The organism is Trichococcus sp. (assembly GCF_055118575.1).
Map to the genome: position 1 here is coordinate 55,107 of NZ_JBSQPW010000005.1, position 24,728 is coordinate 79,834.

19 protein-coding genes, 1 pseudogene and 1 riboswitch are annotated in these 24,728 nt (G+C 46.4%); of the genes and pseudogenes, 4 read left to right on the plus strand and 16 right to left on the minus strand.

Features of this window, described 5'->3' with window-relative positions; translation table 11 throughout:
- Positions 1-67: 67 nt before the first annotated feature.
- The 11 genes from typA to gdhA all read right to left on the minus strand — a co-directional run bounded on the left by typA (position 68) and on the right by gdhA (position 16,340).
- Positions 68-1,906 carry a translational GTPase TypA gene (typA, locus tag ACTCCX_RS02300; protein WP_463274533.1) on the minus strand — a complete coding sequence of 613 codons (1,839 nt, stop codon included), beginning with the start codon at positions 1,904-1,906 and terminating at the stop codon, positions 68-70.
- Between the two features lie 368 nt (positions 1,907-2,274).
- On the minus strand, positions 2,275-3,549 hold the full coding sequence (icd, locus tag ACTCCX_RS02305) for an NADP-dependent isocitrate dehydrogenase (protein WP_463274534.1): 1,275 nt from the start codon (positions 3,547-3,549) through the stop codon (positions 2,275-2,277).
- Positions 3,546-4,694 carry a citrate/2-methylcitrate synthase gene (locus ACTCCX_RS02310; protein ID WP_463274535.1) on the minus strand — a complete coding sequence of 383 codons (1,149 nt, stop codon included), beginning with the start codon at positions 4,692-4,694 and terminating at the stop codon, positions 3,546-3,548. Before ACTCCX_RS02310 ends, icd begins: the two co-directional genes overlap by 4 nt.
- 53 nt (positions 4,695-4,747) lie before the next feature.
- Complete coding sequence (acnA, locus tag ACTCCX_RS02315) at positions 4,748-7,459, minus strand: aconitate hydratase AcnA (RefSeq protein ID WP_463274536.1); 2,712 nt, start codon at positions 7,457-7,459, stop codon at positions 4,748-4,750.
- A gap of 469 nt (positions 7,460-7,928) precedes the next feature.
- Positions 7,929-8,702, minus strand: coding sequence for an inositol monophosphatase family protein (locus ACTCCX_RS02320; RefSeq protein WP_463274537.1), 774 nt, complete (start codon positions 8,700-8,702; stop codon positions 7,929-7,931).
- Positions 8,703-8,749: 47 nt separating this feature from the next.
- A complete protein-coding gene (locus ACTCCX_RS02325) occupies positions 8,750-9,028 on the minus strand; it encodes a UPF0223 family protein (protein ID WP_463274538.1) in 279 nt (92 codons plus the stop codon).
- 106 nt (positions 9,029-9,134) lie between these two features.
- Positions 9,135-10,541, minus strand: coding sequence for a dihydrolipoyl dehydrogenase (gene lpdA, locus ACTCCX_RS02330; RefSeq protein WP_463274539.1), 1,407 nt, complete (start codon positions 10,539-10,541; stop codon positions 9,135-9,137).
- 9 nt (positions 10,542-10,550) lie between these two features.
- Positions 10,551-12,182, minus strand: a complete 1,632-nt coding sequence (locus ACTCCX_RS02335; protein ID WP_463274540.1) for a 2-oxo acid dehydrogenase subunit E2 — start codon at positions 12,180-12,182, stop codon at positions 10,551-10,553.
- Positions 12,183-12,288: 106 nt separating this feature from the next.
- Complete coding sequence (locus tag ACTCCX_RS02340; RefSeq protein WP_463274541.1) at positions 12,289-13,266, minus strand: alpha-ketoacid dehydrogenase subunit beta; 978 nt, start codon at positions 13,264-13,266, stop codon at positions 12,289-12,291.
- A gap of 2 nt (positions 13,267-13,268) precedes the next feature.
- Positions 13,269-14,378, minus strand: a complete 1,110-nt coding sequence (pdhA, locus tag ACTCCX_RS02345; RefSeq protein WP_463274542.1) for a pyruvate dehydrogenase (acetyl-transferring) E1 component subunit alpha — start codon at positions 14,376-14,378, stop codon at positions 13,269-13,271.
- Positions 14,379-14,993: 615 nt separating this feature from the next.
- Positions 14,994-16,340 carry an NADP-specific glutamate dehydrogenase gene (gene gdhA, locus ACTCCX_RS02350; protein WP_463274543.1) on the minus strand — a complete coding sequence of 449 codons (1,347 nt, stop codon included), beginning with the start codon at positions 16,338-16,340 and terminating at the stop codon, positions 14,994-14,996.
- Positions 16,341-16,560: 220 nt separating this feature from the next.
- Here gdhA and def point away from each other — a divergent pair, with 220 nt between their 5' ends.
- On the plus strand, positions 16,561-17,121 hold the full coding sequence (gene def / locus ACTCCX_RS02355) for a peptide deformylase (RefSeq protein ID WP_463274544.1): 561 nt from the start codon (positions 16,561-16,563) through the stop codon (positions 17,119-17,121).
- A gap of 55 nt (positions 17,122-17,176) precedes the next feature.
- Here the strand turns inward: def and ACTCCX_RS02360 are convergent, their stop codons facing one another.
- Positions 17,177-17,914, minus strand: a complete 738-nt coding sequence (locus ACTCCX_RS02360) for an amino acid ABC transporter ATP-binding protein (RefSeq protein ID WP_463274545.1) — start codon at positions 17,912-17,914, stop codon at positions 17,177-17,179.
- A gap of 22 nt (positions 17,915-17,936) precedes the next feature.
- Positions 17,937-19,576: pseudogene (locus ACTCCX_RS02365) on the minus strand (ABC transporter substrate-binding protein/permease).
- A 230-nt stretch (positions 19,577-19,806) separates the two neighbouring features.
- Positions 19,807-19,961, minus strand: a riboswitch (Lysine riboswitch).
- A gap of 198 nt (positions 19,962-20,159) precedes the next feature.
- Between ACTCCX_RS02365 and ACTCCX_RS02370 the strand changes: the two are divergent.
- Together ACTCCX_RS02370 and ACTCCX_RS02375 are read left to right on the plus strand one after the other, a co-directional pair.
- Positions 20,160-20,876 (plus strand): HAD family hydrolase, encoded by a 717-nt coding sequence (locus tag ACTCCX_RS02370; RefSeq protein ID WP_463274546.1) that lies wholly within the window; start codon positions 20,160-20,162, stop codon positions 20,874-20,876.
- Positions 20,877-20,879: 3 nt separating this feature from the next.
- Positions 20,880-21,839, plus strand: coding sequence for a lactate/malate family dehydrogenase (locus tag ACTCCX_RS02375; RefSeq protein ID WP_463274547.1), 960 nt, complete (start codon positions 20,880-20,882; stop codon positions 21,837-21,839).
- A gap of 70 nt (positions 21,840-21,909) precedes the next feature.
- Here the strand turns inward: ACTCCX_RS02375 and panD are convergent, their stop codons facing one another.
- Genes panD through panB form a run of 3 tightly spaced genes read right to left on the minus strand, consistent with a single transcriptional unit; the run spans position 21,910 to position 23,938 of the window.
- Entirely contained in the window at positions 21,910-22,296 is a 387-nt protein-coding gene (gene panD, locus ACTCCX_RS02380; protein ID WP_086628237.1) for an aspartate 1-decarboxylase, read from the minus strand.
- Positions 22,297-22,310: 14 nt separating this feature from the next.
- Positions 22,311-23,153: a pantoate--beta-alanine ligase gene (gene panC, locus ACTCCX_RS02385; protein WP_463274548.1), complete on the minus strand. Its 843-nt coding sequence runs from the start codon at positions 23,151-23,153 to the stop codon at positions 22,311-22,313.
- A 14-nt stretch (positions 23,154-23,167) separates the two neighbouring features.
- Positions 23,168-23,938, minus strand: a complete 771-nt coding sequence (gene panB / locus ACTCCX_RS02390; RefSeq protein WP_463274552.1) for a 3-methyl-2-oxobutanoate hydroxymethyltransferase — start codon at positions 23,936-23,938, stop codon at positions 23,168-23,170.
- Positions 23,939-24,381: 443 nt separating this feature from the next.
- Here panB and ACTCCX_RS02395 point away from each other — a divergent pair, with 443 nt between their 5' ends.
- A complete protein-coding gene (locus ACTCCX_RS02395) occupies positions 24,382-24,519 on the plus strand; it encodes a hypothetical protein (RefSeq protein ID WP_463274549.1) in 138 nt (45 codons plus the stop codon).
- Positions 24,520-24,728: the final 209 nt, after the last annotated feature.

Here is a 24,728-nt window from a genome sequence, read left to right on the forward strand (position 1 = left end):
CGGATTGAAGAGAAAAAGGCCCGAGGCAATGGTTGCCAAGGACCCTTTTCCAGCATTCATTATAGGATTATTCTGCTTTTTTCTTACGTTTAGCAGCTTTTTCGCGTTCGTTTTTATCCAGGATTTGTTTGCGCAGACGTACACTTTCAGGTGTCACTTCGCAATATTCATCTTCTCCCATGAATTCAAGTGATTCTTCCAGCGTCAATGTGCGCGGACGTTTGATCACGTTAGTGGAATCTTTGTTTGCAGAACGGATATTCGTCATTTGTTTCGCTCTTGTGATGTTGACAGCGATGTCGTTGTCGCGGGCGTTTTCGCCGACGATCATACCTTCGTAGATATCCACACCAGGTTCGATAAAGATCGTTCCGCGGTCCTCTACGCCCATGATGCCATAAGTTGTTGTTTTTCCTGTTTCAGTAGAAACAAGCGCGCCTTTGCTGCGTCCGCCGATTTTGCCTGGCAACTCCGGCAAATACGCTTCGAACGTATGTGCCATGATGCCATAACCGCGAGTGATGGATAAGAATTCAGTAGAGTAGCCGATCAACCCACGTGATGGAACAAGGAAGATGATACGGACTTGGCCGTTGCCGCTGTTTTGCATATCCTGCATTTCAGCTTTGCGTTGGCTGATCGTTTCGATTACGGAACCCATATATTCTTCAGGGGTGTCGATCTGAACACGTTCGAATGGCTCACATCTTACGCCATCAACTTCTCTGATGATAACTTCCGGACGGGATACTTGCAATTCGTAGCCTTCACGACGCATGTTTTCGATCAGGATGGACAAGTGCAATTCGCCACGACCAGAAACGATCCAAGCATCAGGAGAGTCGGTAGGATCAACACGCAGAGATACGTCCGTGTGCAATTGTTTCATCAAACGCTCTTCGATCTTACGGGAAGTGACCCATTTACCTTCACGGCCTGCGAAAGGAGAGTTGTTTGTAAGGAAAGTCATTTGCAATGTAGGCTCGTCGATATGCAGAACCGGCAAAGCTTCACGATGGTCGACAGGAGTCACTGTTTCTCCGACAAAGATGTCCTCCATACCGGAAATGGCAATCAAATCGCCTGCTTTTGCTTCTTCGATTTCGATGCGGTCCAAACCGAAGTAACCGAACAATTTTGATACACGGAAATTCTTGAATGAGCCGTCCAATTTAAGTAAGGATACTTGATCCCCAACTTTGATTGTGCCACGGAATACGCGTCCGATACCGATACGGCCAACAAAGTCACTGTAGTCAAGTAAAGCTACTTGGAATTGCAATGGTTCAGCAGAGTTGTCGATTGGAGCCGGGATGTGTTCGATGATTGCATCAAAAACATTATCCATTGTGTCTTCTTGATCAGTTGGATCATCTGACATGCTTGAAGTACCGTGCATTGCAGAAGCATAGACAACCGGGAATTCCAATTGTTCATCATCAGCGCCCAATTCGATGAATAATTCCAGAACTTCATCCACGACTTCAGCTGGTCTGGCAGTCGGTTTGTCGATTTTGTTTACAACGACGATAGGAATCAATTTTTGCTCCAAGGCTTTTTTCAATACGAAACGCGTTTGCGGCATTGTACCTTCGTAAGCATCGACAACAAGCACTACACCATCAACCATACGCATGATACGTTCAACTTCTCCACCGAAGTCCGCGTGTCCTGGTGTATCCATGATGTTGATGCGCGTACCTTTGTATTGCACGGCTGTATTTTTCGCCAAAATCGTGATTCCGCGTTCTTTTTCAAGATCGTTGGAGTCCATTGCACGTTCCATAAGCTCAGTTCTAGCGTTCAATGTATCCGATTGTTTCAACAATTCATCTACTAATGTTGTTTTACCATGGTCAACGTGGGCGATGATTGCAACATTACGAATATCTTTTCTAAATTCCATTTGTTGTTTTCCTCCAAAATGTTTACTTGTTTTTCACTGCTGTTTGATATGCCAACTGCTACTGCCATTATATAGTCGATCACAATTCTGAATTTGAACTTCCCATCAGTTTCCGTGTAAGGAACAGGTGAAAACCCGCTGAAAACTCATGAAGACAACTATCAACTTGTCCAGTCTATCACCTCCGGAACCATTTGGAAAGAAAAAAGTTCAATGTAACGGCTTTCTTGAAAAAGTTTTTCTTCCGGATGTCACTCCGCGGCATCTGCCGCAGCCAGTATGGATTCGCGGTGTTGGATCCTTTATGGGTCATTCCGCAAAAAGAGACATAATCCAGAATGATTATGTCCCGATAGTTTGATTGGTTCTTACATGTTCTCGATGACCAGTTCCGCAAATCTGGAGCAGCTGACTTTTTGGGCAGCTTCGTCCTTCATCAGATAATAGAAATCGCGTGTCACTGTTTTGTTGGCAATCGTCTTCTCGATGCCACTGGTAATCAGGTCACTGACTTCATTCCAGCCGATGTAGTCGAACAGCATGGCTCCGGACAACAACACTGATGAAGGGTTCAATTCATCCAAACCGGCAAATTCCGGTGCAGTGCCGTGTGTTGCTTCGAAAATGGCATGGCCTGTGTTTTGGTTGATGTTTGCTCCTGGAGCAATCCCGATTCCGCCCACTTGAGCAGCCAACGCGTCGGAAATATAGTCACCGTTCAGATTCAAAGTGGCAATGACATCATAGTTCTCAGGGTTCATCAAAATCTCCTGCAGGAAGATGTCCGCGATCCGGTCCTTGATGATCAACTTGCCTGCCGCAACAGCCTCTTCATAAGCAATGTCGGCTGCCGCTCTGCCATCCGCAGCTTTTACGGCATCGTATTGGGCCCAAGTGAAGACTTTATCGCCGAATTCGCGTTCAGCTAAAGCATAGCCCCACTTCTTGAAGCCACCCTCCGTAAATTTCATGATATTGCCTTTGTGGACCAACGTCACCGAAGTACGGCCATTTTCCAAGGCATATTGGATGGCGCCACGTATCAAGCGTTCTGACCCTTCAATCGAAACCGGCTTGACGCCGATTGCCGATGTTTCAGGGAAGCGGATTTTGTCGACACCAAATTGGGTCTGCAGGATTTCGATGATTCGCTTCGCCTCTTCGCTTTGTGCTTCGAACTCGATTCCTGCGTAGCAATCTTCTGTATTTTCCCGGAAGATGACCATATCGGTTTTTTCAGGTTCTTTCAACGGTGTCGGCACGCCTTCGAAATAACGGACAGGACGCAGGCAGACGAAAAGATCCAACGTTTGGCGCAAGGCGACGTTCAAAGAACGGATTCCTCCTCCGATTGGTGTTGTCAACGGTCCTTTGATGGCGACCAAGTGTTCACGGATGACATCCATCGTCTCATCAGGCAACCAAGACCCGGTCAAATCGAAGGCTTTCCCTCCTGCCAGCACTTCTTTCCAGACGATTTTGCGCGATTCGCCATAAGCTTTCTCGACAGCAGCTTCAAATACTTTTTTGGATGCTTGCCAAATTTCCGGACCGATGCCATCCCCTTCGATGAATGGGATGATCGGAAAATCAGGTGTATGTAACCCTGTTTCAGTCATAACGATTTTTTCGCCAAGTGTCATTGTGCATTACCTCCAATAGTTTCTTTTTCGGACATAGGAACGTAAGTCAGATTAACGGGTCCCACATATTTTGAACGCGGGCGAATCAAGGTAGCTTCGCGTTTTTGTTCAAACACATGCCCTAACCACCCGGAAACACGGCTCATCGCAAACAACAGCGTGAAGAGGTCATGTTCTATCCCGAAGCAGTGATAAACGGTGGCAGAGTAGAAATCCACATTCGGAATCAAGCCTTTTTCCTTCAATAGATAGTCCTCTACTTCGCAGGAAAGATCGAACAAATCTTCTTTTCCGAATTCCTGGGTCAATTCCTTAGCCATGCGTTTCAGATGTTTTTTGCGGGGGTCTTCCGTTTTGTATACACGGTGACCGAAGCCCATGATTTTTTCTTTATTGTCCAATTTTGTTTTCAAGTAGCCCGCAACATCTCTGGTGTCCGACTCCGCGATTTCTGAGAGCATATCGAATACGCGCTCATTTGCTCCACCGTGCAAGGGACCCTTGAGAGCACCGATGGCACCTGTGATGCAAGAATAGACATCCGTCATCGTGGAAGCCGCCACGCGTGCTGTGAAGGTTGATGCGTTAAGATCGTGATCGGCATGGAGTACCAAACAATGATTATACGCTCTGACCAAATCCGGATTCGCCTCTTCACCTGTCAACATATACAGGAAATTGGCTCCGAACGAAAGGTCCTCGCGCGGCGCGATCGGATCCAAACCTTTGCGTAATCTGGCGAATGCAGCTACAATCGTCGGAATTTTTGCCTGAATCGAGATTGCTTGAATATAGACAGAGCGCTCGTCCATCTCTTCCGCATAGGGATCGAATACGCCCAACAATGAAACTGTCGTTCGCAAGACGCTCATAGGGTGCAGATTCTGGCGGCACTGTATTTTCAGGCAAGCAATGACACTTTCAGACAAGGCCATATGCGTGTGAAGATCGTGCTGCAACTGCGCAAACTCTTCCCGGCTAGGCATTCTTGAATTCCACAACAAAAAGATGATTTCCTCAAATGATGCATCTTTTTCAACTAATTCGTCGATATTGTATCCCGAGAAGGATAATTGTCCCTCAACAATTGCGCTTAGGGAGGTTTCTGATACGACAACGTCTGCTAATCCTTTATGTACTTCCATGATTTTTCTCTCCTCTCAAAAACCTCTCTTCAGTGAATTGGATGGCTTGCCGCTTAATAAGCAAGCCCCATTTTTTTGCGGATGACCATCGGCAGGATTCCTCCGTTACGGTAATAAGTCATATCCACTTCAGAATCGAAACGGGCAATGGTCGTAAATTTGATTTCTTGCCCATCTGATTTGACTGCCGTGACTGGAATTTCCGCATGGATGCCGACACTATCATTCAAATCGATCGTGATTTTTTCCGATCCATCCAGTCCCAAACTCTCTGCATCTTCGCCAGTTTGGTATTGCAAGGGCAATACGCCCATCATCACAAGGTTCGAACGGTGGATTCTTTCATAGCTCTTAGCGATGACTGCTTCGACACCAAGAAGTTTGACCCCTTTGGCAGCCCAATCACGCGAGGATCCCATTCCGTAGTCATCACCAGCAAGAATGATCAGACCAGTACCGTTCGCACGGTATTTTTCGGATGCTTCAAAGATACTCATCTCATCGCCAGTGGGCCAATAGATTGTGACTCCGCCTTCTTTGGCGGGCACCAATTGATTGCGGATACGAATATTCGCAAGTGTACCGCGCATCATCACTTCATGGTTTCCGCGTCTTGCGCCGTATGAGTTGAAATCGCGGACTCCCAAACCTTTCGAAGACAAATATTGCCCCGCTGGTGTATTGACTCCGATGCTTCCTGCCGGAGAAATATGATCGGTCGTAACCGAATCACCGAATTTACCCAAAACTGCCAATTCCTTCAAGGATTCAATCGCTTTTGGTTCAGGCGATAGATTGTTGAAGAATGGCGGATTCGCGATATAAGTCGAACCTTCTTCCCATTGGTAGAGAGCATCATCATTCGTTTCGATTGCGTTCCATTCAGCATTGTCGTCAAACACATGCAGATACTCCTCTTTGAATATCTCCGGTGTCAAAAACTCACGGATCATTGCTTCCACAGTTTGTCTTTCCGGCCACAAGTCCGCTAAGTAGACAGATTGACCATCTTTACCTGTCCCGATTGGTTCAGTTTTAAGGTCGATGTTCATCGTACCGGCCAAAGCATAAGCGACTACCAATGGCGGAGATGCCAAGTAGTTGGCTTTGACTAATGCGTGGATGCGTCCTTCAAAGTTACGGTTTCCGCTCAGTGCGCTTGAAACCAATAAGTCGTTGTCTTTGATCGCTTCTTCCACTTCAGGCAACAGCGGTCCTGAATTTCCGATACAAGTCGTACAGCCATATCCGACAGTGTTGAAGCCCAGTTCTTCCAAGTAAGGCAAGAGACCGGCATTGTCCAAATAAGCAGTAACAACTTTTGAACCAGGTGCCAATGAAGTCTTGACGTATTTCGGAACGTTCAGTCCCAACTCCACTGCTCGTTTCGCCAATAATCCGGCACTCAGCATCACGTAAGGATTAGATGTGTTGGTGCAGCTTGTGATGGCCGCGATCGCAACGTCACCCGTCTTCATTTTCACTTCTTCCCCAGCAAGCACAAATGAAACTTCTTTTTCAATATCTTCTTCGGCTAAACCAAATCCGGCATTGCCTTTTGGTGCTACCAATGATCTTTGGAAATCTTCTTTCAGTTTCGATACCGGCACCAAATCTTGCGGACGTTTTGGTCCTGCAACATTGGCCTCGATTGTGCTCAAGTCGATTTCAACGACTGTGGTGTATTCCGGTTCCGGATCCTCGACACGGTAGTAAAGGTCATTTGCCTTGACGTATTTTTCAACTATAGACACATGCTTTTCGTCTCTCCCTGTCAGCGTCAAGTAGTTAAGAACTTCATCATCGACAGGGAAGAAACCACAAGTCGCACCATATTCAGGCGCCATATTGGCGATGGTCGCACGATCCGCCAAAGTCATGGAGGCTAATCCGGGGCCGAAGAATTCGACAAATTTTCCGACAACTTTCATTTCGCGCAACGTTTTGGTTACTTTCAAAGCCAAGTCGGTCGCGGTAGCCGCTTCCTGCAACGAATTGATGAAACGTACGCCTACGACTTCAGGCACAGGGAAGAATGAAGGTTCGCCAAGCATACTTGCTTCCGCTTCGATACCGCCGACTCCCCAGCCCAATACGCCAAGCGCATTTGCCATCGTTGTATGGGAATCCGTTCCCACCAAAGTGTCAGGGAAAACGATGCTTCTGTTTTCGTCGATCGCTTTTTCTGTAACGACTGAAGCCAAATACTCAATGTTGACTTGGTGGACAATCCCTGTAGCAGGAGGTACAGCACGGTAGTTATCGAAGGCTTTTTGAGCCCAACTCAAAAATTGATAACGTTCCTGATTACGCAAGAATTCCATCTTCATGTTAGCAATCAAAGCTTGCGGAGATCCGAAGTTATCGACTTGTACGGAGTGGTCGATGACCAAGTCGACTGGCACTTCAGGATTGATCAGAGCCGGATCCCCACCTAAGTCATGGACGGTTTTTCTCAAGGAAGCCAAGTCAACGACTGCCGGCACTCCTGTGAAATCCTGCAGGATAACGCGAGAAGGTTTGAAAGGGATTTCGCCTTCGTTCGTTTCTGTTGCGCTCCAGTTAGATAAAGTGACAACATGTTCCTCCTTGATGCCGCTTTCACCTACCTGACGTAATAATGACTCAAGCAAAACCCGGATTGAATAAGGCAATTCAGCAATTTTAATTTTTTCATTATTTTCTAATTTTTTTAATTTATAGTATTCATACTGATGACCATTCAAACTGAAAGAAGCTATGGCATTTTGATTAAATTCAGACATTGTATAACCTCCGTTTATCATTATTTTCACATTCAAATTACTTAATACGAAAATTATAACCATAATTTAATCGAATGTAAATGTTTTAAACAAAAAAAATGCCGTGATCACGCTATATTAATCGGAAAAACCTTACATGGGTTTGTAAGGTTTTTCATTAGAAAAACCGAGGTACCTGCTTCAAAACATCCCCAAAATGAGATCCTTTCTCATGGTTGATCATTAAAAAGGTTTTTAAATACTCATTTTTTTATCATTATTAGAATTTCTTTCACATTTTCTATTTTTAATGTCATCCTCTTAATGAGAAAAGTGAATTCGTTTTTCAATGCAAGTGAATAAAATCGTTCAAACGATGCCTTTACATGTCATAAATACTGACATGCTCCGTGAACCAAAAAAAATGGACAAAATACATTATTCTGTATCTTGTCCACTTTACTTTTTAATTTTAATGAGACTCTGTTGATCAGCGCCATTCATTCCGGATATCCTGGAAAGCACATCTGTTGGCGACAATAACCGCATTATTCTGGAGCAGATTTATTTCCTTCCCCGTAACTTGTCTATAAACCAAGCCCACCTCTTCAGCTATGACCATTCCGGCAGCAATGTCCCATGGAGCCAAGGAAGGAGCGATATAAGCCACCAATTTGCCGGAAGCGACCCAAGCAGTTTCCAAGCCGGCAGAGCCATTGACGCGCAAGCCGCTGCTTTTTTTTGCGATTCTGCGCGCTTCGTCCGCATCTGCGACCACCAACCGATTGCTGATTGCGACCAAGCCTTCAGATAAAGGCAACTCCTGCACCAACGGCAGCCTCCGCTCATTGCAATACGCCCCGTTATCGCGTATCGCAAAATAAAGTTCGTCTCGGACGACATCATAAATATAACCCATATGGCCTACTCCATCTTCATAGATGGCGATCATGATGGCAAAATTTTCCCCCTGCTTGATGAAATTGAGGGTGCCGTCAATCGGATCGATGATCCAGACAATCCCTTCCAGATCCTGAATATCATGCCCTACACTTTCTTCACCCAAAATACGCTCATCCGGGAAATGCGCGGTGATTTTTTCATACAGGAACACCTCTATTGCCCGATCCATGTTTGTCACAAGATCTGTGCGCGATGTTTTTTCTTTTATTTCAAGCTCCTTGTTGAACGATTCTCGAAGCAAAGCTGCAGCTTCTTGCAGCCAGGCCTTGATCAGGCTGTGCCTTTTCTCAATTTGATCCATCGGCCCCTCCCTTCTGCCGCAACTCTATCGACGGCTCATCAGACCGTTTAACGCTGTCCTAAGAAGATTTTGTTTTTTTCGCTCTTCTTCACTTCCTGCAGCACTTTGTACAAAGAATAACCCGATTCTTTCTCGAACTGATTGCCGTATTTCTTTTCCTGACCGACAGAAGGCAATACCGTTTTGAATGCGCGGTAAGCTTGCATAAATTCTTCTTTACTGATCCCACTCTCATAAGCTCGTTCGACAGCATTCCATAAAGAGATGACTTTGACGATCTCCTCTTTGGACCACTCCACTTCGAACGGATAATCATAATGTTGCATATTGTTCCCTCCATCTTGTTCCTGTTTCTACTATATTATACCTGACAAAAAAAATAAAGAGAATCCGGATTCGGATTCTCTTTACGACTGTATATATATCATAAAATTAGATGTGGATCGGCATGCCCAATGCTAATTCGGCAGCGTCCATGATTGTTTCAGATAACGATGGATGACCGTGGATCGTCAATGCGATATCTTCCGCATTCATCCCAGCTTCAATCGCCAAGCCAAGCTCAGCAATGATTTCGCTGGCATTCACACCGGCAACTTGCGCGCCGACAAGGACATTATCTTCTTTTGTCGTAACCAAACGGACAAAGCCTTCTGTCTGGTTCAACGACAAAGCACGGCCGTTTCCTGACAGCGGGAATTTGGAAGCTTTAACGTCCAGACCTTTGTCTTTTGCTTCGGCAGCAGTGAAGCCGATGGTCGCCAATTCAGGATCCGTGAAGGCAACCCCTGGCATAGCCCGGTAATCAACTGCAGAAGGATGTCCTGCAATAGCTTCAGCCGCAATTTTAGCTTCGTAGCTGGCTTTATGAGCCAAAGCAGCACCAGGAACGATATCGCCGATCGCAAAAATGTGTTTTACATTTGTGCGACCTTGATTATCGACCTTGACCAAACCACGGTCAGTCATTTCAACTCCGACTACTTCAAGACCCAAGTCATCCGTATTCGGACGGCGGCCGACAGTGACCATTACGTAGTCCGCTTCGATAACTTCTTCTTTACCGTTCGCTTCATATTTGATTGTTACGCTGTCTCCGTTGTCGATGGCTTCTTTGGCCATTGCTTTCGTAACAACTGTAACACCTTTTTCTTGGAATGATTTTTCAACGAATTTGACCATATCTTTTTCGAATGTCGGCAAAATTTGTGGAGAGCCTTCAAGAATCGTCACTTCAGCGCCTAAGTTTGCGTATGCTCCGCCTAGTTCAGTACCGATGACACCGCCACCGACGATAACCAGTTTCTTAGGAACTTCTGTCAAATTCAATCCGCCTGTGGAGTCGATGACGCGTCCGCCGAATTTGAAGCCTTTGATTTCAATCGGACGGCTGCCCGTAGCGATGATCGCATTTTTGAAAGTATACGTTTGAGCTGCATCTTCGGTGAAGACACGCAATGTTTCTCCGTCATTGAAGAATGCATTCCCACGGATGATTTCAACTTTGTTTTTCTTCAACAAGTACTCGACGCCGGACGTCAATGTTTTGACGACTTTGTTGTCTTTCCATTCTTGTGTTTTCGTGAAGTCCAGTTTCACATTTTCAGCCGTAACACCGAAAACGGAGGAATCCAAAGCTTCTTGATAATGATGCCCTGCGGAAATCAATGCTTTCGAAGGGATACAACCGACGTTCAAACAAACGCCTCCAATCCATTCTCTTTCGATGATTGCCACTTTTTGGCCTAATTGTGCAGCGCGGATGGCAGCTACATAGCCACCAGGTCCCGCTCCTACAACAACTGTATCTAATTCAACTGCGAAATCGCCTACTACCATTGTCTATTCTCACCCTTCCATCAATAATAATTCTGGATCAGCCAATAATCTCTTAATGTTGTTCATTGCTTTTTGAGCAGTTGCGCCGTCAACGATACGGTGGTCGAAACTCAATGACAGTTTCATTACGCGACCGACTGCCAATTCACCTTCTGCATTGACGATAGCTTGTTGCGCAATCGTTCCAACACCTAGGATGGCTACTTCAGGGTAGTTGATGACCGGTGTGAAGAATCCGCCACCTACAGAACCGATGTTGCTGATTGTGACAGAACCGTTTCTCATATCTGCAGCTGCCAATTTGCCGTCGTGTGCTTGTGCAGCCATGTTGTTGATTTCATCGGCAATTTTGAACATGCCTTTAGCATCAGCATTTTTAACGTTAGGCACGTACAGTCCGTTGTCGGTGTCTGTAGCGATACCGATGTTGATGTAGTTTTTCAATACGATTTCTTGAGCCGCGTCATCGATTGATGCGTTCAGGATAGGGAAGTCGCGTACAGTCGCAGCCAACGCCTTAACAACATAAGGCAAGAAAGTAAGTTTTGTTCCTTGTGCTGCAGCAACATCTTTGAACTTCTTGCGGTGATCCCATAATTTGGACACTTCAACTTCATCGAACAAAGTCACGTGAGGTGCTGTATGCTTGCTGTTGACCATTGCTTTCGCAATCGCTTTTCTCATTGGAGACATTTTTTGGCGTGTTTCCGCTTCACCCAAATCGGAAGTGAATGGTTGAGCTGGCGCTGCCGCTTGTGTTGCTTGAGCAGCTGCTACAGGAGCCGCTTGGACTGCTGCTTGTGCTGAAGCTTGCGCTTGGACGGCTGGAGCCACAGCTTTCGCTGCCACTGGAGCTACTCCGCTGAAGTTGTCGATATCTTCCTTCAGTACACGGCCGCCTTTTCCTGTCGGTGCAACTGCAGTGATGTCGATGCCCTTTTCGCGTGCGTATTGACGGACGGACGGCATAGCCAAGACTTGCTTGTTAGGGTTGGCTGCCGCGACAACACCTGTTGTTGCTGGCGCGTTTGAAGTTGTTGCTGGTGCTGGAGCTGCTTTTGGAGCTGCTGCAGCTGGACCATTTTGTCCTGGTGCATCGATTTCCACCAATACATCTCCGATGACGGCCACTGTGCCAACTGGCGCTACGATGCGGACAACTTTACCTGTAACAGGAGATGGGATTTCCTCAACCGATTTGTCGTTCTGCACTTCTACCAACGTATCGTCTTCATTGATCATGTCGCCTTCTTTGATAGGCCAAGAAACGATTTCGCCTTCCATGATACCTTCACCCAAGGCAGGCAATTTGAATTGGAACAATCCGCCTGTTGAAGCTGCTGGAGCTGGAGCCGCTGCCGCAGGGGCCGTTGCTGGTGCCGCAGACCCTTCCTCTTCATGACCCGGAGCATCGATTTCGACCAATACATCTCCGATGACTGCGACTGTTCCCACTGGCGCAACGATCTTCAGGACTTTCCCGGTTACTGGGGATGGGATTTCTTCGACTGATTTATCATTTTGTACTTCCAATAATGTGTCATCTTCATTGATGGTGTCGCCTTCTTTTATTGACCAAGAAACGATTTCACCTTCCATGATACCTTCGCCTAGAGCAGGCAACTTGAATTTAAAAGACATTTTCTTAACTTCCCTTCATTTGTCTATTTTTGGATTTCCGACGCACAAAAGCGGACAAATACAATTCTATAGGATATGGAATTGTATTTGTCCAAGCTTTCAGCTCTTAGAAATGATAAGTTTCTCTTACTTTATTCTCGATATCAGTTGCATTCGGTAACCAAATGTTTTCTGCTTGACCAAACGGGAAGACAGTATCCGGAGCGGCTACACGTCCGATAGGAGCTTCTAAAGATAACACCGCACGTTCAGAGATTTCGGACATGACCATTGCGCCTACGCCAGCTTGACGCTGTGCTTCTTGGACGACCACGACACGACCTGTTTTTTCTACAGAGGCGATGATTGTTTCGATATCTAGTGGAGCAACCGTACGCAAATCGATTACTTCAACCGAAATGCCTTCTTTTTCAAGTGTTTCTGCAGCTTTTACTGCTTCGCGAACCATTGCGCCGTAAGTGATGACGGACACGTCGGTTCCTTCTTTTGTGATGGCAGCTTTGCCGATAGGAACAGTGTACGCTTCTTCAGGAACTTCCTCACGGAATGAACGGTACAATTTCATGTGCTCCAAGTATACAACCGGGTCATTATCGCGGATAGCAGAAATCAACAAACCTTTTGCATCGTATGGGTTGGAAGGGATAACCACTTTCAAACCTGGTGATTGGGCCATCAAGCCTTCCAAGTTATCTGAGTGCAATTCCGGAGTATGCACACCGCCACCGAAAGGTGAGCGGAAAACGATAGGCAAATTGCGTGTCCCTGCCATGCGGTAACGTGTACGAGCAGCTTGTGCTACAACTGTATCCATTACTTCGAATACGAAACCGAAGAATTGGATTTCCGGAACGGGGCGGAAACCTTCCAAGGCCAAACCGAATGCTAAACCACCGATACCGGATTCAGCTAAAGGAGTATCAAACACGCGGTCTTCACCGAATTTCTCCTGAAGTCCTTGTGTCGCACGGAATACACCGCCGTTTTTACCAACGTCTTCTCCGAAGATCAAAACGTTTGGATCGTTTGCAAGTTCAATTGCAAGCGCATCAGTGATGGCTTGGATCATAGTTAATTGTGCCATGATTATTTAGTCTCCTTTGCTTCGTAGTACGCGATTTGTTCAGCCATAGTTTGATTTGGTTCTTCGAACATGCTCTTCAAGAAGTCTGAAACTTTTTGTTTAGGAGCTTGGTCAGCTTCTTTGATGGCATCTTTGATTTCTTCTTTGACTGATTCAATGACTTCATTCTCTTTTTCTTCTGACCATAGACCTTTTGCCGTCAAATATTTGCGCATGCGGATCAACGGGTCTTTTGCTTGCCAACCTTCCAATTCAGCAGTGTCACGGTAACGTGTTGGATCGTCACCTGATAAAGTATGCGGACCAAAACGGTAGCAGATGGTTTCGATCAATACCGGACCGTTGCCTGCAACAGCATATTCTCTAGCTTTTTTCGTGACAGCGTAGACAGCAAGGATGTCCATGCCATCAACTTGGATACCAGGAATTCCGGCAGCCATAGCTTTTTGCGCCAATGTTTGAGCAGCTGTCTGCACGTGGCGAGGTGTTGAGATTGCCCATCCATTGTTTTGGATGAAGAAGATGCCAGGTGCTTTGTAGGATCCGGCAAAGTTGATTCCTTCATAGAAATCCCCTTGCGAACTTCCTCCGTCACCAGTGTATGTGATGACTACGTTTTTCTTGTTGCGTTTCTTCAGGCCTAAGGCGACACCTGCGGCTTGCACGTACTGTGCGCCGATGATGATTTGTGGAGGCAATGCTTGCAGATCAGCTGCATATTTGTTGCCATCTACATGGCCTCTTGACCATAGGAAAGCTTGTGATAATGGCAAACCATGTTTGACCAATTGAGGAACATCACGGTAACCAGGCAACAACACGTCTTCCTTGTCGATTGCTGCAATACTTCCTAATTGGCTCGCTTCTTGACCGGCTGTCGGTGCATAGAAACCTAATCTTCCTTGACGATTCAACGCAGTTGAACGTTCATGTAAAATTCTGGACCAAACCATATCTGTCATGAATTGAACCAATTGTTCATCAGAAAGATCTGGCATAAGTTCAGGGTTTACAATATTCCCTTCTTCGTCCATGATTTGGACCATGCGAAAATCTGTGTTCGTGCTGCTTAATAATGCGTCAATGTCGATTTTTGTTTGTTTTGTAGCCATGCTGACACTTTCCTCTCTATTCCCTTGATATTTCATCTTTTTTGATGAGGTTTATACAGATGATTTCAACTGTATCATTCAACAGTTGTTACATGAATAATTTACCACGCATCCGAAATATATGCAAGGCAAAAGGACAGTTTTAACTATTTGTGCACAGAATATCGATTGCTACTTATTTGTAAGCGGTTAACAGATGAGTTTTGTTCACTGTTTAACGAACATGTTCATTATTACAAAATCGTTTTATTGAAGCATTATCATTATGTATATTTACAGATTGTCACAATCAGACGAAAACGAACTGTATTATTTCAATCAGAAAACTGTTTCTCGGAAATGTGTAAATCACTGATGGAATGGGCTTTCAAAAGTGTAACAGCCTTTTTATTATGACTACCTCATTTTTGATAACCGTTTTCTTCATTTTTTCATAACTAGCCTGTTATTTTTCTGCTTATTATGCCCCTCTATTTCATTCATTCATGAAATCACAATCTCGCTACTATGAAAATATGATTAAAACCCAAGTTTATCCCTCTCAAAAACAAAGAAAAAAGGTCATTTCAATTAAGAAATGACCTCCATTTGTAAAATTTATGTCAAAAACTAATTTTAAACTAAACCTTGATAAATCATAGCATCGGCAACCTGCACAAAGGCTGCGATGTTGGCACCTGCCAAATAGTTGCCTGGTATGCCATATTCTTCAGCTGTTTTTTCAGCTGTCTTAAAGATGTTTGCCATAATGTCCTGCAGCTTGCCGTCCACTTCTTCGAACGTCCAATGGCTGTGGGCACTGTTCTGAGCCATTTCCAGTGCGGAAGTCGCTACTCCGCCTGCATTTGCAGCTTTGGCTGGCCCGTAAAAAATGTTATTGTCCGCATAGATTTCCACAGCCTCCAGCGTGCTTGGCATGTTCGCACCCTCGCTGACACAATAAACGCCAGCTTTGACTAATCTTTCAGCTTGTTCTTTGTCAATCTCATTTTGCGTTGCGCTTGGCAAGGCAATATCATATTTCAGGTCAAAGTCCCAGACACTACCCTCTTTGTAAACGGCTGTCGCTTTTTCGGCAGCGTAGGCAGTCAATCTTTCACGACGAACTTCTTTAATATCCTGAAGTAATGCAACGTCGATACCCGCTTCATCGTAAATGTAGCCGTTGGAATCGGAACAAGCCACAACTGTACCGCCAAATTCATGCACTTTTTGGATAGCATAGATGGCAACATTTCCACTTCCGGATACAACCACTTTTTGGCCGGCAAATGACTTCCCGTTCGCCTTCAGCATTTCTTGAGTATAGTAGACCAACCCGTAGCCTGTCGCTTCTGTACGGGCCAAGCTTCCGTTCATGACGACCGGTTTACCGGTAAGAACACCAGTCTCAGCGCCGTTCAAGCGCTTATATTGGCCATACATGTAGCCGATTTCGCGTCCGCCGACACCGATATCCCCAGCTGGCACGTCCAAAGTAGGACCGATGTGTCTTTGCAACTCAGTCATGAAAGATTGGCAGAATCGCATCACTTCAGCATCCGATTTGCCTTTAGGATCGAAATCAGATCCACCTTTACCGCCCCCGATTGGTAATCCGGTCAGGCTGTTTTTGAAGATCTGTTCAAAACCTAAAAATTTCAGAATGCTTTCGTTGACGGTCGGGTGGAAGCGCAAACCGCCTTTGTACGGTCCGATAGCCGAATTGAATTGGACACGGAAACCTTTATTGACTTGAACGTCCCCGTTATCATCCATCCAAGGAACACGGAAGGAAACAATGCGTTCAGGTTCTACCATTCTCTCGAGAATGTTCCATTTTATGTAGTGAGGGTTCTTTTCCAAAGCTGGTTCGATCGTATCGAACAACTCTCTTACCGCCTGTAAGAATTCTTGTTGATGCGGGCCTCTAGCTTCAACCTTTTTATAGACTTTTTCAATATAATCTTTAGCAACTGTCATAAAAATCATCTCTTCTTTCGCTATAGAGTTAAAAAAACCTCACACCATTGTGTAATCATTTTTTCATTTTCCTATTTTACACATACCTCTTCTTTATTACAAGGAAAAAGATGAGTCTAGCTTTTTTTTTTCGAAACGTGTACTATGTAACATGAAGTGTTTTGCATTATGCAAGCCCAATCATTTCAATATAAAAATCAGCAAAAGGAGAAATGCATGCATGATCACTATGGATAACATCATCCGGGAAGGTCATCCTACATTGCGGAGGCCGGCTGACTTGGTCGCTTTCCCTTTATCTGCGGAGGATCGAAAAATCGCTGCAGAAATGATGGAGTTCCTTTCGAACAGTCAGGATGAAAAAATAGCCGAGCAACTAAACTTGCGCGCAGGTGTCGGATTGGCTGCTCCGCAAATCAACGTATCCAAGCGCATCATCGCGCTGCTGATACCAGGGGAATATGAAGATGATCCTCCGGAACTGGCCAAGGTGATGTTCAACCCTAAAATCATCAGCCACTCGGTAGAAAATGCCTGCCTTAAAGGCGGCGAAGGTTGCCTTTCAGTAGACCGTGAAGTGCCCGGGTTCGTCGTCAGACATAGCCGCATTACGGTATCCTATCAAGATGCCGAAGGAGCGACACACAAAGCTCGCTACAAAGGCTACACGGCCATAGTCGTGCAGCACGAAATCGATCATCTCAATGGCGTCATGTTCTACGACCACATCAACGAACAAACACCCTTCGCCGTTGCAGACGACACCATCATCATCGAATGATATTGAAAAAGAAGAACGGACCTGCAAGTATCTGCAGAACCGCTCTTCTTTTGTTTTATTTTGTAAGATATCTTTCCAGAAATTGCTTCGTGCGATCTTCTTTTGGATGATAGAAGATTTCCTCTGGGGCACCCTGTTCAAGGATGACGCCTTGGTCCATGAAGATGACGCGATCGGAAACTTCCCTCGCAAACTCCATTTCATGCGTCACGACAATCATCGTCAAGCCGCTATTGGCAAGATCCTTCATGACCTTCAATACTTCTCCAACCATCTCAGGGTCTAAAGCCGATGTCGGCTCATCGAATAACAGCGCATCCGGTTCCATCGTCAAAGCGCGGGCGATAGCGACGCGTTGTTTTTGGCCGCCTGACAACTGATCCGGTTTGGCGTTTATGAATTTCCCCATCCCAACCTGTTCCAGATAGCCCATGGCGATCCGCTCCGCTTCCTGCTGGGATTTTTTCAGGATTTTCACAGGTCCTACCGTGCAATTATGCAGCACATCCAAATTGTTGAACAGATTGAACTGCTGGAACACCATCCCCAATTTACTGCGGTATTTGAAGATATCATGTTTCGAGTCCAGGACGTTCTCGCCATTGTAGATGATTTCACCCGCTGTAGGTTTTTCAAGCAGATTGATGCAGCGCAACAGCGTCGATTTACCGGATCCCGATGAACCGATGATGCACACTACTTCTCCCTTGTTCACGCTGAAGTCGATGTCCTTCAGCACTTCATGTTGGCCGAAACTCTTCTTCAGATGCTGTACGTCAATTACTTTTTCCATCAAATGATTCCTCCTGTGGCAATTAATTTGCTCTGTCTCTTCCTGCTTGTTTTTTGCGAGCCATTAATTCTGGTGTAGTCAATTGGTCTTGACCTGCACCCATCATCTGATAATTATCAGGGCCTTGCATTTTCCTTTCGATGGCACGCAAGATGCGCGTCACTGTGAAGGTCATGACGAAGTAAATGATAGAAGCCACGAAGAATGATTCGAAATAACGGAAGTTATTCCCGGAAATCGATTTGGTAGTAAAGAACAGCTCCGAAACGGAGATGACATTCAATACCGACGTATCTTTGATGTTGATGACGAATTCGTTCCCTGTCGCCGGCAGGATATTCCGGATCACTTGCGGCATGACAACATTCCGCATCGTTTGCAGATGGTTCATCCCGATAGCTTGAGCGGCTTCAAATTGCCCCTTATCGATGGAAATGATTCCGCCGCGGACGATTTCTGACATATAGGCGCCCGTGTTGACGGATACGATCAACAACGCTGCGAAGATGCGGTTCATGTCGATATCAAACGCCAAAGCAGCGCCATAATAAATGACCATTGCTTGAACGATCATCGGCGTGCCCCGGAAAATTTCGATGTAGCACGACAGCAAAAAATTCACCACGTTGTACACGTGTTTTTTCCATCCCGATTCAGCAACCGGGATCGTACGGATGACGCCGATCATCAGACCGATCCCTAGTCCGATGATGGTTCCGATTAAAGCTATATATAACGTTGTCCACGCACCTGATAGAAACTGTCTCCAGTTTTCCTCGATGATGCGGATAACCCAACTAAACTCCATTTAATGTATGCCCCTTTTTGATGTTCCGTCCGCCTTGATTATTCAGCTGATGGCTGGTTTTGGATTGCTTCATCCATCATTTGGATGCGTTCTTCTTCGGTGATGCCGCTCAGGATTTCATTGATCTGGTCTTTCAATTCGCTTTCTTTGATCAAACCGATTGCGATTTCTGAATCAGCCGCGGACAATTCGAACGTATCCGCTTCATCCAATTCGATCATTTTGAATGCGGAATTGGCTGCTGAAGCGCTGATCGCTTCCGGACGTTCCGAAACGTAGGCATCGATTGTGCCCGATTCCAAAGCTACGCGCATGGATGTGAAACTGTCCATTGCCGGTTGCTTTTGCACGCCTGCAATCTGATCGATCACATCATAGTGCAACGTATTCAACTGTGCAGTTACTTTCGCATCCGCGAAGTCGGCCAAAGCTTTCGCATCCGCATAAGCACCATCAGCTTTGACAACCATCACCAATTCAGTTGTATAGTAGGAATCCGAGAAATCGATCGCTTCTTTGCGTTCATCTGTCGGCGACATACCTGCAACAATCGCATCGATTTTGGATGAAACCAACGCCGGCACCAAACCATCCCATTCTGTTTTGACGATGACCAGTTCCTTGCCTAAGCCATCCGCCACTTTTTGAGCCATTTGAACATCATAACCGTTTGCGTAACCGTCAGCGCCGTCGATTTTCACCGCGCCGTTGCTGTCATCATTCTGGGTCCAGTTAAAAGGAGGATATCCCGCTTCCATTCCGACCACGAATGTATCCGAATCCGCCGAACCGTTTGCTGCGGATGAATCCTCAGTGGCTCCGTTTCCGCAACCAGCCAAAATGAACAATCCCATCAAAGCTGCCATTGTCTTTTTCCATGTCTTTACTTTCATCTCTGTTTCCTCCTAATGTATATAGTCCTTTTTACTGCTCAAAAATAATAAAAACTAGCCCTTCTTATCCGGTTGCTTTTTTCCACCTTTCGACCCATAGAGCGTCATAACAATGCTGATTCCGTCCGTTTTTGTGCAAAAAAATAGACTATAAAGCAAAAGGCCCTATAATCCAGCTTCCTTCTGCCCGCAATATCGAAAGTACTCCACAAACGATTTTGGGCAAATCGTTCTGACAGTGCCAGGATTCTTAACCCTGGCCCCAACACAGCAAGTGCTGTATTTCGGCGAACACCCCTTTCAAACGGGCATTTTACTCTTGATGTTCGCAGCCTCTTCCATTATTGTATGATCGTATGACATTAATGTATGCTATTATACTGTACGCGATTTTAATTTGCAACAAAAAGCGCTTCGCCCCGCTATCCGACGGCCGCACTCGCCGGCGGGCACACAGTCTGGCCACACTTTATTTCCCATTCCAAAAAACCGGTTTTGGATGCTATACTGACTTCATGTACAAAAGGGAGGAATTACCGCAACAATGCCTACTACTATTTTATTCGACTTGGATGATACTTTATACGACACCGCCAGTCCCTTTTTCAAAGTGCTGGAACATTATCGCTTGGCGAACAGCCACAGTGACGAAGCCACCTTTGCCCTTTTCCGTAATCATTGCGATGCCGCTTTCGAGCTGTTCTCAAGCGGGGATCTGACGTTGGCCGAGTCCCACATCATGCGCATACAGCATACATTCGCCGACTTGGGACTTACGCTGACCGAAGAAGAGGCACTGGACTTCCAGGAAACCTACCAAAAAAGGCAAGGAGAAATCATTTTGAGCCCAGGCATCAGGCAGCTATTGAATGAGTTGAAAAGCCGGAACATTCCGATCGCAGTCTTCACAAACGGTCCCGAAAACCACCAAATGAAAAAATTCAATGCCTTGGGTCTGGAGCGATGGGTACCGCCAGCACGCATCTTCATTTCCGAGAAAATCGGTTTCCCCAAACCCCACGTCGACGCATTCGCACATGTGCAAGCGGCTTTGAAGGCCAGCCCTGATCAACTGCTTTTCATCGGGGACACCTATGAAACGGACATCATCGGCGGCCAGACTGCCGGCTGGACGACTTTGTGGTATAACCATCGCCGGAAACCTGAAGATGAAAAAGTGGTGCTGGAGCCAATCTTCTATTCAGTGGCGGAAATGCACCAAGCTATTCATGACACACTCTTAAAACGAAAGGAAATGTGACTTATGCGTCAGACAAAATTAGCCATCATCGGGGTCGGCCATGTCGGTTCACAAGTATTAACGGACTGCAGCCACCTCAACTTATTTTCCGAAATCGTCTTGATCGACAGCAACGAGCAGATTGCCAGAGGTGAAGCTTTGGACCACCGCCATGCGCTTGCCGCCAGTTACCGGACCAACAGCAGAATCTACGCCGGCGATTACGCGGATTGTGCCGATGCCGACATCATCATCATTTCCGCGGGGGTCAGCGAGAAACCACGTCCGGGTGAGGATATGCCACCACGGGCCTTGATGAGCAAAGAAAACGCCGCGGAAATCCGCAAAATCATGACCGGCATCACCCGGAACACAAAGACCGCCATCATCATCCTGATAACGAATCCGGTCGATACGATCACCTATATCGCCGAAAACGAGTTCGATTATCCGAAAGGCAAGATTTTCGGAACCGGAACGACCTTGGATACTTTCCGCTACAGGCAGATCATCGCATCCCATTATCAGGTCGATCCCAAAGTCGTCAGCGGCTACATCATGGGCGAACACGGCAGCACTGCCTTCCCCGCATTCAGTAGCACGACTGTAGGTGCATTAACACTTTCTCAATGCGATGCCTTGTTGGACCCTGCTGAAGCATTGGACCGGGCATTCGTAAGCCAAGAAGCGGTGCACACAGCTTCGGATGTCTTCAACTGGAAAGGCTGGACCAATTCAGGCATCGGCGAAGTTGCAGCTGTCTTGGCCCGCGCGGTCATGCTGGACGAGAAAAGCATCTTCCCTGTCACCGCAACCGTCGACGGCTTTTACGATTGCCACGGCGAAGCGGCCTTCAGCATGCCTTGCATCATCGGCAGGAACGGTTTGGAGAAGCAGATCCCCTTGCCGCTGGATGACGAGGAATACGAAAAACTGCAGCTCTCCATCAAAGATATCCAGCTCACCCTTCAAAACGTACGATAATAAAAGCGCAACCGCAGCGATCCAGTCGGATCCGATGCGGTTGCGCTTCTTTTGCTCTTATACAAACGGGCTACATGCTGAGCCTACCATGTTCTTCGTATCTCGTTACTGTCGTGATGGCATTCTGCTCGTCCACAAACACCACAAGCGGTTTGTGTTCCTTGGCTTCCTGTTCATCCATCATGCAGTAAGCCATGATGATGATTTTATCGGACACCTGAACGCAACGGGCAGCGGCACCGTTCAGGCAGATCATACCTGAGCCGCGTTCGCCTGCGATGACGTACGTTTCGAACCGGGCACCGTTGTCGATATCCACAATCTGCACCTTTTCATATTCGATCAGCCCTGCGGCATCCAGCAAATCCTTGTCGACAGTGATGCTGCCCACATAGGATAGCTCCGCCTGGACAACGACGGCGCGGTGTATTTTACTCTTCAGCATATTTAGTTGCATTATTTTCCCCCCACTTATTCCGTGATAAAATTATCGATTAGACGCGTTTTCCCGATATAAACCGCCAAAGCCACCAATACAGGCCTCTCGATGCTGTCCACTTGCTGTAGCGTTCGCGCATCCACCAACTCCACATAGTCGATCCTCGCCATCGGCTCCGCTTGGATCGTTTCCAAAATGACATTTTGGATCATGACAGCATCCTGTTCTCCGTCCGCAAGCAATTGCTTGGCGGCTTCGAGAGCCCGGCTCAGCACCAACGCTGCCTTGCGCTCATCAGCCGACAGATAACTGTTGCGTGAACTTTTGGCTAATCCGTCCGCTTCCCGGATGATCGGACAGCCGATGACGGTGACGTCCATGTTCAGGTCGCTGACCATCTGCTGGATAACCGCCAATTGTTGGGCATCCTTCTGTCCGAAATAAGCGCGGTCCGGCTGCACGATGTTGAACAGCTTTGTCACGACGGTGCAGACGCCCCGGAAATGGGATGGTCTGCTTTTTCCGCACAAACTTTCCGTCAGACCATGCATATCCACAAAGCTGCTGAAATCGGGATGGTACATCTCCTTCGGCTCGGGATGGAAAATCAGGTCCACTCCGCTGGCCTCGCACAGAGCGGCATCCTTTTCCAGATCCCTTGGATAGCTTTCCAAATCTTCGGATGGGCCGAACTGCATCGGATTCACAAAAATGCTGACGACCACCCGATCATTTTCGCTGACGGCTTTCTGCATCAAGCTTTGATGGCCTTCATGGAGATAGCCCATCGTCGGGACGAAGCCGACCGACAAACCTTCCTTTTTCCAAGCCTTCACGGCACTGCGGATTTCTTCAACCGTTGCTGCAATCTTCATTCGTGATTACTCCTCTAATATAATTTTTCGATGACCGCATCGGACAGAGCAAACGTATGCTCTGCTGCCGGAAACGCGCCGCTTTTCACTTCAGATATATAGCCTTCGATGGCTGTCTGCATCTGTGGTCCGATCTCAGCATAGCGTTTGACAAATTTCGGAGTGAAGTCGGAATAGAGCCCCAGCATATCCTGGTAAACCAACACTTGGCCATTGCAGCCGTTCCCTGCGCCGATGCCGATTGTCGGAATCGAAATGCTCTTGGTGATCAGCTCAGCCAGCTTGACCGGAATGCATTCCAACACCACCGCAAAAGCTCCTGCCGCTTCCACAGCTTTCGCTTGCTCAATCAGGCTGCGCGCCGCCTCTTCATCTTTCCCTTGGACCTTGAAGCCGCCGAAAGCATTGACGGATTGGGGCGTCAGGCCAAGATGCGCCATGACCGGAATGGAAGCTTCCACGATTGCCTTGATCTGCGGGCAGACTTCAAGACCACCTTCCAGTTTGACTGCTTGCGCCCGGCCTTCCTTGATCAGCCTGCCTGCATTTGTGACCGCATCATAGACGGAAGTCTGATAGGACATGAACGGCAGGTCACTTACGACCAAAGCATCCTTTACCCCTCTGGCGACAGCTTTCGTGTGGTGGATCATATCCTCCATCGTTACCGATAAGGTGTCCTCATACCCCAACATCACCATGCCCAGCGAATCACCCACCAGAACAGCATCGATCCCGGAAGCATCGATCAGTTTGGCAGTGGAATAGTCATAAGCAGTCAGCATCGTCAACCGCTCATTTTTCTCCTTGGCATTGCGGAAAGTCAAAACCGATTTCTTCACCCGAATTCTCATCCTCTCTTCATCCAATATAATATATTATTCACACATTACGTTCTGCGGGGAATAAAGTCAACTACTTTTTGAATCTGAAAGCCCCACCAAAAACATTTACTGTCATGACAGTTGGATATTCCGACGGAAAAGTTAGTCAGCATGATGATCCCAACAAAAAAAATAACCCTTAGGGTGTCGAAGGAACATCGTCCTATCAATGGCTCTAAGAGTTATTCTTGTGATTTTAAAGAAATGAGAATGTTTGTATTTTGAAGTATCTTATTTTATAATTGGCACTGGTAATAAAGAACTAAGGTTTACCTAAGTTAAATACGGTATACTATATTTGTCGAAGAGATTCTCCTTAAGGACAAGAAAAGTAGGTGAACAAAGTGGGAAAATATCAATTGGATTACAAAGGTCAGGCAGCTGTGACGAAGTATCATGAAAAACAGACGCCTGCCAAATTTGATAAAAAGCAGCAACTTGAAAAAATACGTGCGGAGTATTTGAAAAAAAAGCAAAAATAAATAAGTGAACTACATCGGAACTGAAGTACCGACATTCAAAAACCAGGCTAAATATCCATCCCCTGTCCTGACTGCTCCCCATGGATAAATCCAGGGGGTTCCACGGGCTATTGGGACGTCACGGACCGTACTGGCGATATTTCCAAAAAAGTGGAGATGTCGTTTTTCTATTTCCGTTCTATTCCCAAAAGCCCTTAGACTTTCTCAAC

Coding starts and splice junctions, on each gene's coding strand:
- typA (WP_463274533.1), bottom strand. CDS start 1,906: ATGGAATTTAGAAAAGATATTCGTAATGTTGCAATCATCGCCCACGTT.
- icd (WP_463274534.1), bottom strand. CDS start 3,549: ATGACACTTGGCGAAAAAATCGTTATGACTGAAACAGGGTTACATACA.
- ACTCCX_RS02310 (WP_463274535.1), bottom strand. CDS start 4,694: ATGGAAGTACATAAAGGATTAGCAGACGTTGTCGTATCAGAAACCTCC.
- acnA (WP_463274536.1), bottom strand. CDS start 7,459: ATGTCTGAATTTAATCAAAATGCCATAGCTTCTTTCAGTTTGAATGGT.
- ACTCCX_RS02320 (WP_463274537.1), bottom strand. CDS start 8,702: ATGGATCAAATTGAGAAAAGGCACAGCCTGATCAAGGCCTGGCTGCAA.
- ACTCCX_RS02325 (WP_463274538.1), bottom strand. CDS start 9,028: ATGCAACATTATGATTATCCGTTCGAAGTGGAGTGGTCCAAAGAGGAG.
- lpdA (WP_463274539.1), bottom strand. CDS start 10,541: ATGGTAGTAGGCGATTTCGCAGTTGAATTAGATACAGTTGTTGTAGGA.
- ACTCCX_RS02335 (WP_463274540.1), bottom strand. CDS start 12,182: ATGTCTTTTAAATTCAAGTTGCCTGCTCTAGGCGAAGGTATCATGGAA.
- ACTCCX_RS02340 (WP_463274541.1), bottom strand. CDS start 13,266: ATGGCACAATTAACTATGATCCAAGCCATCACTGATGCGCTTGCAATT.
- pdhA (WP_463274542.1), bottom strand. CDS start 14,378: ATGGCTACAAAACAAACAAAAATCGACATTGACGCATTATTAAGCAGC.
- gdhA (WP_463274543.1), bottom strand. CDS start 16,340: ATGACAGTTGCTAAAGATTATATTGAAAAAGTCTATAAAAAGGTTGAA.
- def (WP_463274544.1), top strand. CDS start 16,561: ATGATCACTATGGATAACATCATCCGGGAAGGTCATCCTACATTGCGG.
- ACTCCX_RS02360 (WP_463274545.1), bottom strand. CDS start 17,914: ATGGAAAAAGTAATTGACGTACAGCATCTGAAGAAGAGTTTCGGCCAA.
- ACTCCX_RS02370 (WP_463274546.1), top strand. CDS start 20,160: ATGCCTACTACTATTTTATTCGACTTGGATGATACTTTATACGACACC.
- ACTCCX_RS02375 (WP_463274547.1), top strand. CDS start 20,880: ATGCGTCAGACAAAATTAGCCATCATCGGGGTCGGCCATGTCGGTTCA.
- panD (WP_086628237.1), bottom strand. CDS start 22,296: ATGCAACTAAATATGCTGAAGAGTAAAATACACCGCGCCGTCGTTGTC.
- panC (WP_463274548.1), bottom strand. CDS start 23,153: ATGAAGATTGCAGCAACGGTTGAAGAAATCCGCAGTGCCGTGAAGGCT.
- panB (WP_463274552.1), bottom strand. CDS start 23,938: ATGCTGACTGCTTATGACTATTCCACTGCCAAACTGATCGATGCTTCC.